Source organism: Myxococcus vastator (assembly GCF_010894475.1).
In the GTDB taxonomy this organism is placed as follows: domain Bacteria; phylum Myxococcota; class Myxococcia; order Myxococcales; family Myxococcaceae; genus Myxococcus; species Myxococcus vastator.
In genome coordinates, this window is record NZ_JAAIYB010000286.1 from 1 (window position 1) to 11,020 (window position 11,020).

Consider the following 11,020-nt stretch of genomic DNA (forward strand, 5'->3'; position numbering starts at 1 on the left):
CTCCTGCGGCCAGCGCTCCCGCGGCTCCCGCGGCCGCGAAGCCCATGACGCCGGAAGTGAAGTCCCTGGTGGACCGGATGCAGGCCTTCTACGAGAAGACCGGTGACTTCCGCGCGGGCTTCCGCCAGGACTACAAGTACAAGACCTTCCGGCGCACGCAGACGTCCGAGGGCACCGTCACGTACAAGAAGCCCGGCCTGATGCGCTGGGAGTACCAGAAGCCCTCGCCGCGCACCTTCGTGCTGGCGGGCAGCAAGGTGTACGCGTACGACCCGGCGGCGCAGAGCCTCACCGTGGCCAACGTGGACACCAGCCAGCTCTCCGCGTCGGTGACGTTCCTCTTCGGCCAGGGAAAGCTCGCGGACGAGTTCAACATCACCCAGGGCGCCTGCAAGGACTGCAAGGGCACGCTGCTGGTGTTGGATCCGCTGAAGAACGAGCCGCGCTTCCGCCAGGTGCGCCTGGAGGTGGACCCGTCCACGGCCCAGGTGCTGAAGAGCACGGTGGTGGATCCGGACGGCAGCGAGAACGCCATCTCCTTCCTCAACCTGAAGACGAACGTGGGCATCGACGCGGACAGCTTCAAGCTGGACGTGCCGGACGACACCCGCGTGGATGACTTCACGAAGGCGAAGAAGCAGTAACCTGCTGAGCGTGCGTCGCGCGTTCCTGCTGATGGGGTGGATGGGGCTGGCCGGGACCGGGTGCCACCGCGAACCGGCCGCCAGCGTCGAACGTCCGCAAGGCTTCCACGGGCAGACGCTGCCGCTGCTCGCGTCGCCCGCGTTGCGGCTCACCGTGGCGGGCCAACTGGGGACGCGGCCGGTGCCGGTGGTGCTGGATGTGGCGCGGCCACTCTCGCTCGTGTCGCGAGGCTGCTTCGACGGCGCGCTTCCCGCCCCCGAAGGCACCATCCGCGCGCCCGAGCCCGCGGGAGGTTTCCGCTCCTGGCCCGTGGTGTCGCTGCCCGCCTTCTCCGTGGGCCCGGTGCGGTCCCCCGTGCGCACCGCGGGGTTGTCCGGCGAGAAGGTCTGCGCCGTGACGCTGGGCGCGGACGTCCTGGAGTTCTATGCGCTCACCGTGGATCCGCTGCGGCGGGAGGTGACGTTCACCACCTCTCGCCCGCGCGCGGACTACGCAGCGGAAGCGGCGGCCACGGAGGCCTCGCGCGAGGTGCACGTGGTGGAGCTCAGTCGCGAGCCGCTGGGCGACTGGCCCCTGCTGGCCGCGCGGATGACGCAGGGTGGAGCGGAGCTCACGGGCCCCTTCGTCCTGGGCTCGCGCGAGCCCTTCTCGCGGGTGTCCGTGAGGCTCGCCGAGGCACAGGGCCTCCAGCCGCTCGAGACGGCCGCCAACCTGCCGCCACGGACCTTCGCGATGGATGCCGTGGAGGTGGCCGAGGGCCTGGGCGTCCGCCCGCTGGTGGTGGAGGCCGCCGGGCGCTGGGATTCGCCGAGCAGCCTGGGCCGCCTGGGGCCGGATGTCTGGGGCCGCTTCACCGCGACGCTGGACGCGAAGGGTGGGGCGCTGGTGCTGCGGCGTCCCCGGGTTCGTCCGACAGAAGGCTCCGCCACCAGCCCTTGCGCCGCGCCCGATGGCACCTTCCGTGAGGAGGCGTGCTACGGCCTGCACGTGCGGCGTGAGCCGGATGGCAGCGTCTCGCTCAGCGGCGCCGTGTACCGGGACCTGCCGGAAGGCGGGCGGCTTCACCTGGAGCCGCTGGGGCCGGATGGGCAGAAGCTGCTGACTGGCTGCGGCGTGGGGCTGAGCTTCCCCGCCACCAGCAGGGGCCTGACGACGCAGCACCGCGTGCCCTGGCGCTCCCTGGCGCAGACGCTGCCTGCCTGCCATGCGGTGCTGTCCGCCGCGCGCGGCTTCACGCTGGGCCTGTTCGAAGAAGGCCGTCAGCCCGAGTGCCCCACGGCCTGTGCCTTCGTCACGGAGACGGCCTCTCGCCGCACCGTGTGTGAGTGCCAGCCCACGCCGCTGGGCGAGGGCGTGGCCATGCCGGCGCGCGGCGCCCCCTCGCGTGAGCCCCCGCCTGAGGAGCGGGAGCTGGAGCCGGAAGACCCCCGTTAGCGGTGCCTGGACAGGGGCGGGGGTGCTGCGCTCTCCTCTGGCGCACATGCGCCCGTCTCCCACCGAGTTTGACCGTCAGTACACCGAACAGCGCCGCTCCATCGAGCTGGCCCGCCGCTACCTGGAAAAGGAGGGCGTCTCGCGGATGTACGACGCCCTCGCCAAGGAAGTGGAGCGGGGCCGGTTGTCCGTGCAGGACGCGAGTGGCGCCATTCGCTTCGGCTTGCTGGCCGTCATTGAACGCGTCGCGGAGCGGGTGGGCCACACGCGCTACGTCGACATGTTGAAGGACGAGGAGCTGCTGGCCGCGCTCCGCTCCACGCTGGACGACATCTGCCGGCGCAAGGGCGTGGACACCTTCGAGTTCCGCCAGCAGTGGGCCCACACCAACCTCCAGGCCGTGCTGCGCGACTGGCACCTGGTGGTGCACGAGGAGCGGGGCCGGCAGCGCTACGAGGTGGCGGCGGACCTGGCCCGGCGCCTGGTGAAGGAGACGCCGGGGATGGTGCTGGCGGAGACGCTGAAGCTGCCCGTGGACGCGTTCGTGCTGCTCGTGTCGCCCGAGGCGGGGCTCGTGGGCCTCGGTCCGGATGGCGCGCCCGCGCCCATCACCGAAATCTACGCCGTGGAGTCGCCCGCGCCGGAAGGCAAGGCGTGGTTCCTGTGGCTCAGCATGCGGGACGCGGGGAACCGCGCGGCCCGGGCGCTCATCAACGTCTACCTGCAGGATGGGAGGACGCTGGACGACGCCATCACCTTCACCCGGGAGCAGGGCGGTCCGCAGCAGGACGCGGGCTGGGAGGACTGCTGCCGGCTGCTCGCGGGGGTGACGCGGCACCTGGCCGAGGGTGGGCCCGTGCGCGAGGACTGGTACGACGCCACGGCGCGCGAGCTCCACGAGAAGCTGGCGGCGACGCCGAAGGCGGCGAAGGCGGACCGGGAGAAGCTGCGCGAGCGCCTGCGCGCCGTCAGCCCGGGACGCACCCTGGTGCTGGAGGAGCCCTCGCGCTGAGGGCTCCCGCGGCGTCCGGGGCCTTCGCGCCTACTCCGCGCGAGGGGCCGGACGCTGCAGCACCGACACCGGCAGCGGGGCCGGGTGCGCGTCGCGCGCGGTGTGCTCGCGCTGCTTCGGGTCCGGGCGCTCCACCACGCGGGCGACCAGGTCGTAGTCGTGCGCCTCCGTCACCTCCACGGTGACGAGCTCCCCCGGGTACGCCAGGCCGTCGTTGATGTAGACCATGCCGTCGATGTCCGGCGCCTGGCCCTGGTGGCGGCCCACCAGCAGGTGCTCCGTCTCCGGCGCGGGGCCTTCCACCAGCACCTCCAGGCGCTTGCCCACGAGCTTCTTGTTCTGCTCGCGGTTGATGCGCTTCTGGATGGCCATGACCTCGCGCCAGCGGCGCTCGATGAGCTTCTGCGGCACCTTGTCCGGCAAGTCGTAGGCGGCGGTGCCCTCTTCGTCGGAGTACTGGAAGACGCCCAGGCGCTCGAAGCGCTGCGTCTTCACGAACTCCTTCAGCATCTCGAAGTCCTCTTCCGTCTCACCCGGCAGGCCGACGATGAGCGAGGTGCGCATCACCAGGCCGGGCACGCGCTCACGCAGCTTCGTCAGCAGGCCCTTGAGGAACTCCGAGTTGCGCCCGCGCTTCATGGACAGCAGCAGCTTGTCGCTGACGTGCTGCACGGGCATGTCCAGGTAGCGGGCAATCTTCGGCTCCGCGGCCATCACCTCGATGAGCTCGTCCGGGAAGATGCGCGGGTAGGCGTAGTGGAGGCGAATCCACTTCACGTCCACCTGCACCAGCGCCTTGAGCAAATCATGCAGCTTCGGCCGGCCCGGCAGGTCATGCCCATACGCCGTCAGGTCCTGCGCGACGAGGTTCAGCTCCTGCACGCCGCTGTCCGCCAACTGCTTCGCCTCGGCGACGATGTCGTCGATGGGCCGCGAGCGCTGCCCGCCGCGCAGCGTGGGGATGATGCAGAAGGCGCAGGCGTTGTCGCACCCTTCCGAAATCTTGAGGTACGCCGTGTACTTCGGCATCGAGTTGATGCGCGGCGTGTTGGCGTCGTGGATGTAGTCCGGGTCCGGAATCACCTGACGCGGCGAGGCCTCGGCGGCCAGCAGGTCCCCAATCTGGGCGTAGGCGCTGGTGCCCAGGAAGTGGTCGACCTCCGGCATCTCCTTCGACAGCTCCTCGCCGTAGCGCTGGGACAGGCAGCCCGTCACCACCAGCGTCTTGCAGGCCCCGGACTTCTTCAGCTCGGCCATCTCCAGGATGGAGTCCACCGACTCCTGCTTGGCGGGACCGATGAAGGCGCACGTGTTGACGACGATGACCTGGGCGTCGGATGCCTCCTGCACCAGCGTGTAGCCGCGGTGGCGCAGCGTGCCCAGCATCACCTCGGAGTCCACCCGGTTCTTCGGGCAGCCGAGCGTCATCATGTACAGGCTCTTGGTGGTTTCCACTGCGTCTACCGCTTTCCGAGTTCGGTTCGCGAGAAGTGGGTCCCACTCCAGGCGAAGTTCATGGACGTGCCGTTCGAGTAACGGATGGACAGCACGCCCTCTTCATCCAGTTCCACCGACGACGCGCGCCCCAGCGCGCAGGTAGCGGCCGGCCATTCGAGCACCCGCCGCGCTGTCTTCCCGGTCACCAGGTAGAGGCCCAGCCGCAGCTCGTCATCGGCGTTGCATTGACCGGCGACGGCATACGGATTCTTCCCGCTCACCACCGTGACGACGCGTCCGCCGTCCTCCAGGGTGAGTGTATCCGGCACGTTCAGGTCCACGGACGACGGCGCGACGGCGTCCGGTGCCACCAGGCCGCGCAGCGAGGCAGGGGTCAGCGCGTCGTCCGCTTGTGCCCAGGCCGGGTAGCTCATGTAGTCCCAGCCCAGCCACCCGTCCTCCCGGGACTCCAGCGCGGTGACGTTCTCCGGCGGCTTCAGCTTGAGGCCCTTGCGAGGCTCCTCCGACAGGCGCAGCGCGTCACCCTCCATGGTGCCGCTCTGGCAGTTGGAGATGGTGGTGACCTTGCCGTCCGCGCTGTCCCGGTCCTCGTAGGTGAGGCACAGGTCCATCACCAGCGGGTCCACGGCGGGGAGCCGAGGGAAGGCGCGCACCGGCACCGACGCCATCAGCAGCAGCTTGTTGCCCTGGCGCTGCACGGCGGCCGTCACCAGGTCCTGCGCGAACTGCGGCGTGCCGCTCTCCGCCCCGGACGCGCGCTTGCCGTCGAAGGCGAAGCGCCACGTGTGGCCGGTGGCGGTGGGGCCGGTGCCCGGGAAGTAGAGGGACAGCGTGAGCAAATCACCCGCCTGGAGCTGGTCGTCGGTGGCCTCCACGCCGACGTACAGCGTGTCCTTGCGCGCGCCCACCTTGGCGGTGAAGGAGGCGGTGGCGCCCTCCACGGCGACGGGCTTGAGCACCAGCGGCGACGCGAAGGCCTTGAGGCCACCCTGGATGCGCGGGGGCCTGGTGAGGGAGGGAACCGGCTTGGAAGGACGGTCCGCCTGGGCGGACGCCACGCCCGGGGCGCAGAGCAGAAGGCAGAAGGACAGGGCGGTCGCGCGCATGGGCCTCTTCAATCGCGGAAGTTGGTGAACTGCATGTCCAGCTTCAGCCGGTCCTGCTCCTTGCGGAACAGGGCCATGGCCTCCTGGAGGTCGTCCCGGTTCTTGCCCGTGACGCGGAGCTGGTCGGCCTGGATGGAGCCCTGGACCTTCATCTTGGACTCCTTCAGCAGCTTCACCAGCTCCTTGGACTTCTCCACCGGGATGCCCTGCTGGAGCTTGATGGCCTGCTTCACGTTGTGAAGGCCCGTCTTCTCGATGTCGCCGTACTCCAGCGCGAACAGGCTGATGTTCCGCTTGGCCAGCTTCACCAGGAGGACTTCCTTGGCGGCCTGGACGCGGTCTTCGCTGTTGGCCTTCACGGTGATGGCGGTATGGTCCGGAGCCAGCACCACGTCGGCATGGGTGCCCTGGAAGTCGTACCGCGTGCTGAGCTCCTTCTTGGTCTGGTTGACCGCGTTGTCGAGCTCAGCGAGGTCGATTTTCGAGACGACGTCGAAGGATGGCATGGGCAGCGGCCCTTACCATACCTACACCCGGACGACCAAGGGCACCACCAGGGCGCGCTTGGACGTGTACGTCTTGAAGGCCCGGCGGACGGCCCGGGTGAGCTCCTCTCTCACCAGGGCGTCATCACCCCGGAGGGCGGGGGACAGTTCCTCGAAGAGCGCCCGCGCTTCCTGGGCCACCCGGGGGAGCTGGACCTGTTCGTCCACGGACAGCCCCTGTCCGGACAGCTGGGGCCCCGCCACCAGCTTCAGGGAGTCGCGTTGGATGACCACCACCGCGGCCACCAGGCCCGTCTCCGACAGCCGGATGCGCTCCTGGAGCGTGTCGGGGTTCACCCGGCCGGGGCCGAACCGGTCCTTGAGGATGCGGCCGGCGGGGACGCTGCCGGTGAAGCGCCCCCGGCCCTCCTCGAAGGTGACGACGTCACCGTCCTGCGCCAGCAGGCACTGTGCGGGCTCCAGGCCGGCCTCGCGCGCGGTGAGCAGGTGCTTGTGCAGGTGGCGGCCCTCGCCGTGGACGGGGATGAAGTGGGCCGGACGCACCAGGTCCAGCACGCGCCGCTGCTGGGGCTGGCTGGCGTGGCCGGAGACGTGGATGCCCGGCTCCACCTGGGCGTAGGCGACCTTGGCCCCGCGCCACTGGAGCGCGTCGATGAGCGCGCCCACGGAGCGCTCGTTACCGGGGATGGCCCGCGAGCTGAGCACCACCAGGTCGCCTGGGCTCAGCCGCAGGGGGCCCTCCCCCGCCGCGAGCTGGGACAGCCCGGCCCGCGGCTCGCCCTGGGCGCCGGTGGTCAACACCAGTACCCGCTGCGCGGGCAGCGCCGGCACCGTGTCCAGGTGGACGAAGAGCGAGTCGGGCACGTCCAGGTAGCCCAGCTCCCGCGCCATCTCCACGTTGCGAATCATGCTGCGGCCCTGCAGGGCCACCTTGCGCCCCAGCCGCTCCGCCAGCGCCAGCAGGTGCCGGACGCGGTGCAGGTTGGAGGAGAACAGGGCGACGATGATGCGGCCGGTGGCGCCCTGGAAGAGGCGCTCGAAGGTCTGCTCCACCACGCGCTCGCTGCCCGTCTCCTCCGTCACCTCGGAGTTGGTGGAGTCGGAGAGGAGGCACAACACGCCTTCCTCGCCGGCCTCGCCCCAGCGCTCCAGGTCCGTGCGCAGCCCGTCGATGGGGTCCGGGTCCAGCTTGAAGTCGCCGGTGTGGATGAGGGTGCCTTCGGGCGTGCGCAGGATGTAGCCCACCGCGTCCGGCACGGTGTGCGTGACGCGGCTGGCCTCCACGCGGAAGGCCGTGCCCACGGGGAAGGGCTCGCGCGGCTCGATTTCGCGCAGGTCCGCCTCGATGCCCAGCTCCTCCAGCCGGTGGCGCGCCATGGCCAGCGTGAAGCGCGTGCCGTAGACGGGGACGGGCACCTCGTTGAGCAGGTAGGGCAGGGCGCCCAGGTGGTCTTCATGGCCGTGGGTGAGCAGCACGCCCTTGAGCTGCGCGGCGTTCTGCTTCAGGTGGCTGAAGTCCGGGATGATGATGTCCACGCCGGGCATCCCCGAAGAGGGGAACATCAGCCCGGCGTCGATGAGCAGCATCTCCCCACGGCAGGCGATGACCATGGAGTTGAGGCCGATTTCGCCCAGGCCGCCCAGGGGAATGACGTGAAGCATTGAGGGCAGTCTAACGGCGGAAAGTGACGGAGGCCCCCGAGAACAGCGCGTGCGCCGCGTCCGCCTGTCTGGCGGACCCCCGGGGTGACTTCATCCGATGCGGAGAGGGACGCCGCACCTCCGCTGGGGAAACATGTGCGCGGAGGTGCGATTTCGGTGGGGATGGCCCCTGGCCGTGGTTCAGCGCTTGCGGCGCCGGAGGTCCTGGAGCCAGTCGCGGACGAGGCGGGCCTCCGTGGCGTAGGTGGGCTCCTCGGCCGTGTAGAAGTGCAGGGCCTGGTTGGCCAGCCCCCGGGCGCGGGGCCCGTCCTGCTTCACCAGCGCCTGGGCCAGGGCGAAGCGGGTGCTCGCGAGGTCCTCGGCCGGGCTTGGATGGGAGGTGCGAAGCGCCAGGGCGCGCTCCAGCATGGCGCGGGCCTCGTGGCTCTTGCCCAGGGCATGCAGGGCCCGGCCCAGCGTGGTGAGCGGGGCGGCCGTGTCCGGGTGGTCCTTCTGGAAGGCCCCGTAGGCCGCGATGCTCCGGCGGGCGTAGTCCACTGCGTCGCGTGGCTTGCCCTCGCGCAGGGCGAGCGCGCCGAGCAGGGCCAGGTCCATGGCGGTCTCCGGGTGCTCGGGGCCGTAGGCCTTCAGGTCCACCGCGAGCGCGCGCTCGCGCAGGGGGCGGGCCTCCGCGTTGCGGTCAAGCGCCTCCAGGGCCTCGGCGAGGTTGTTGAGCGGATAGCTCAGCGTGGCGCTGTCGCGCCCCAGCGACTGCTCCTCCAGGTGGATGGCGCGCTGGAGGTAGGGGAGGGCTTCCTCGAAGCGGCGGACGATGACCAGGTGGTGGCCCATGGCGTTGGCCGCCATGGCCGTCTGGGGATGGTCCGGGCCGAGCACGCGCTCCGTCGTCTCCAGCACGCGGCGCAGCAGGCCCATGGCGCGCTCCGTTTCGGGCGTGCGGGACAGGGCCGCGGCCTGGTTGCGGAGCGACTCCAATGTGAGCAGGTGCTCGGGCCCCAGCTCCTGCTCGCGCAGCGTCGCGGAGCGGCCAAAGGACTCCGCTGCCTGGGCGTACTGGCCACGGAGGAAGGCGTTGCGGCCCAGGCTCGTCTGGAGCAGGGCCTCCAAATCAGAGGCCCCGCCCGCGCGCTGGATGGACGAGCGCGCCTGCTCCACCGTCCAGGACTCCAGGGTGGCGTCGGAGGAGACGGCGCTCACCAGCCGCGCCGACGCGCGCGCCGCCAGGTGGTCATGGCGGTGCGCTTGCGCGGTGAAGAGGGATTCACGCAGGGCCGCGGCGGCGCGAGCGTCGTCCCCCGCGACCAGCCCGAGCCGGCCCTCCAGCTCCAGCGCCTCCGCGAGCACCGGGCCGTAGCCGAGCTGCCGCGCCTCGGTCAGCACCGCCTTCGCTTCTTCCTGGGCCTGGGGGTAGCGGCCGGCGTCCACCAGGGCCGTGGCCCGGTCCACCCGGGCGCGCAGGGCCTCCACCTGCTGCCGCTGCCCCGCGGGCTCCGACAGGCCCCGCCGGAGCGCGTCCACGTCCGCGCAGGCGGCGATGGGAGGCAGGCGCTGGGCCGCGTCCGGTGCGGCGTTCAGCGCCACCGCATCCGTCTGCGCGAGCACGCCCGTCAAGGCCACCAGGGCCGAGTGGCGCCGGTCCAGGCACGCCATGCGCAGCGCGAGCGCGTGGTCCGACTGGTGGCCCTGCACCCGGGTGGCCTCGCAGGCCTCGCGGTGCATGCGCGTCCAGTCGTGCGCGAAGCCATCCAGGGTCGTCGCCACGCGCTCGAATGCGGCGGAGGCGTGGACCTTGCCCGTGGCGGTGAAGGTCTGCTGGATTTCCGCCCGGCGCGCCGTGTCCCAGACGCCGGTGAGCCGGGCCTCGGCATCCGGACACGGGCCGTCCCGCTGCGAGCCCACCAGCAGCCAGGTGACGGCGACCACGCTGTTGAGCAGCAGGGACGCGGCGGCCACCGCGCCCCGGCGGCGCCAGGCCGCCAGCGGGTCCGCGCCCAGTGCATCCAGCAGCACGCCCATGGACGGGAAGCGCGCTTCGGGGGCCGGGGACAGGCCCCGCGTGACGGCGCGCAGCACCCACGCGGGGACGCGGCTTCCCCGAGGCGGCGGGCGCACGCGGCCCGCGCTGGCTTCCTCCAGGTACTCATCCGGGCGCTTGCCGTTGAAGGGGAGCTGTCCGTAGAGGGCTTCGTAGAGGGACGCGCAGAAGCTGAACTGGTCACCGCGCGCGTCGATGCGCCCATCCTCGTGCTGCTCGGGCGGCATGTACGCGGGCGTGCCCATGACGAGCCCGGCCTCGGTGAGCGCCGTCTGGAGCAGGTCTTCCGGGGCCAGGCGCGGCAGCGCGGGCGTGGTGCCCCGGCCCGCCTCGGCCGCTTCGAGGTCCGCGGTGGTGCGGGCCAGCCCGAAGTCCGTCACCTGCGCCCGGCCATCCTTGCTCACCAGCACGTTGGCGGGCTTGAAGTCCCGGTGGACCAGTCCGGCGGCGTGTGCGGCGGCGAGCCCGCGGCCCGCCTGGCGGAAGATGTCGAGCACCTCGCGCCAGGTGCGGTGCTCGGCGCGGAGCCAGTGGCGCAGGGACAGGCCGTCCACCCGCTCCATGGCGATGAAGACGCGCCCCGCGAACGTGCCCGCGTCGTAGACGGAGACCACGTTCGGGTGGGACAGCCGCGCCATCGCCTGGGCTTCGCGGAGCAGCCGGGACGAGCCGTCCGAGCGCGCCGCCGGGTTGGCATCCGGATGCAGCAGCTTGATGGCCACGCGCCGGTGCAGCTCCGGGTCATAGGCGCTGTAGACAGCGCCCATGCCTCCCGCGCCCAGGGTGTCCAGGATGTGGTAGCGGCCCACGCGGACCTGGGCTGAATCCCGGGGCTCGGTGTCCTCGACGTCCTTGCGCGCGGGTGGGCGGCCCGACTTTCCACCGCCGGGGCTCGCCAGGTGCGGCCGGGCCGGCGAGGGCGCCAGGGGCATGGACAGGGTGACCCGGGAGCCGCGCCCCGTCGCCGCGTCCGGGGCGGACAGCAGCCGGCCGCCATGTGGGAGCACATGGGCACCCGCGAAATTCTTGGGGCTCGCGCTGGGGGCAGGCGCGGCGTGTGCGTTGGGCAGGATGCGCGCGCTCAGGTCCTGAGGCGGCGCGGGTGGCGGAATGGAGAGGACGGCCGGCGGAGGCGGGGCGGCCGGCGCGGAGAGCCCCGTGG

8 protein-coding genes are annotated in these 11,020 nt (G+C 71.6%); 3 read left to right on the forward strand and 5 right to left on the reverse strand.

The features are described 5' to 3' along the window. The 3 genes from lolA to G4D87_RS24785 all read left to right on the forward strand — a co-directional run. Positions 1 to 644 (forward strand): outer membrane lipoprotein periplasmic chaperone LolA (gene lolA, locus G4D87_RS24775; protein ID WP_163784685.1); only part of this gene is annotated, 644 nt, incomplete at its 5' end. A gap of 10 nt (positions 645 to 654) precedes the next feature. Then, on the forward strand, positions 655 to 2,079 hold the full coding sequence (locus G4D87_RS24780) for a hypothetical protein (RefSeq protein ID WP_240358567.1): 1,425 nt from the start codon (positions 655 to 657) through the stop codon (positions 2,077 to 2,079). 46 nt (positions 2,080 to 2,125) lie between these two features. After that, positions 2,126 to 3,091: a hypothetical protein gene (locus G4D87_RS24785; RefSeq protein WP_240358568.1), complete on the forward strand. Its 966-nt coding sequence runs from the start codon at positions 2,126 to 2,128 to the stop codon at positions 3,089 to 3,091. Between the two features lie 30 nt (positions 3,092 to 3,121). Here G4D87_RS24785 and rimO read toward each other — a convergent pair whose 3' ends face one another. From rimO to G4D87_RS24810, 5 genes are all read right to left on the reverse strand, one after another. Continuing rightward, on the reverse strand, positions 3,122 to 4,519 hold the full coding sequence (gene rimO, locus G4D87_RS24790) for a 30S ribosomal protein S12 methylthiotransferase RimO (RefSeq protein ID WP_371928591.1): 1,398 nt from the start codon (positions 4,517 to 4,519) through the stop codon (positions 3,122 to 3,124). A 32-nt stretch (positions 4,520 to 4,551) separates the two neighbouring features. Next, positions 4,552 to 5,655, reverse strand: a complete 1,104-nt coding sequence (locus tag G4D87_RS24795; protein ID WP_205507709.1) for a hypothetical protein — start codon at positions 5,653 to 5,655, stop codon at positions 4,552 to 4,554. Positions 5,656 to 5,663: 8 nt separating this feature from the next. Further along, a complete protein-coding gene (locus G4D87_RS24800; RefSeq protein ID WP_163784690.1) occupies positions 5,664 to 6,161 on the reverse strand; it encodes a YajQ family cyclic di-GMP-binding protein in 498 nt (165 codons plus the stop codon). 21 nt (positions 6,162 to 6,182) lie between these two features. After that, a complete protein-coding gene (locus tag G4D87_RS24805) occupies positions 6,183 to 7,823 on the reverse strand; it encodes a ribonuclease J (protein WP_163784691.1) in 1,641 nt (546 codons plus the stop codon). 180 nt (positions 7,824 to 8,003) lie between these two features. Further along, a partial coding sequence (locus G4D87_RS24810) for a serine/threonine-protein kinase (protein ID WP_163784692.1) occupies positions 8,004 to 11,020 on the reverse strand: 3,017 nt, incomplete at its 5' end.

What these genes read in the sequence shown, in the direction of transcription:
- G4D87_RS24795 (WP_205507709.1), bottom strand. Translation starts at nt 5,655, where the DNA reads ATGCGCGCGACCGCCCTGTCCTTCTGCCTTCTGCTCTGCGCCCCGGGC.
- G4D87_RS24805 (WP_163784691.1), bottom strand. Translation starts at nt 7,823, where the DNA reads ATGCTTCACGTCATTCCCCTGGGCGGCCTGGGCGAAATCGGCCTCAAC.
- G4D87_RS24800 (WP_163784690.1), bottom strand. Translation starts at nt 6,161, where the DNA reads ATGCCATCCTTCGACGTCGTCTCGAAAATCGACCTCGCTGAGCTCGAC.
- rimO (WP_371928591.1), bottom strand. Translation starts at nt 4,519, where the DNA reads ATGACGCTCGGCTGCCCGAAGAACCGGGTGGACTCCGAGGTGATGCTG.
- G4D87_RS24785 (WP_240358568.1), top strand. Translation starts at nt 2,126, where the DNA reads ATGCGCCCGTCTCCCACCGAGTTTGACCGTCAGTACACCGAACAGCGC.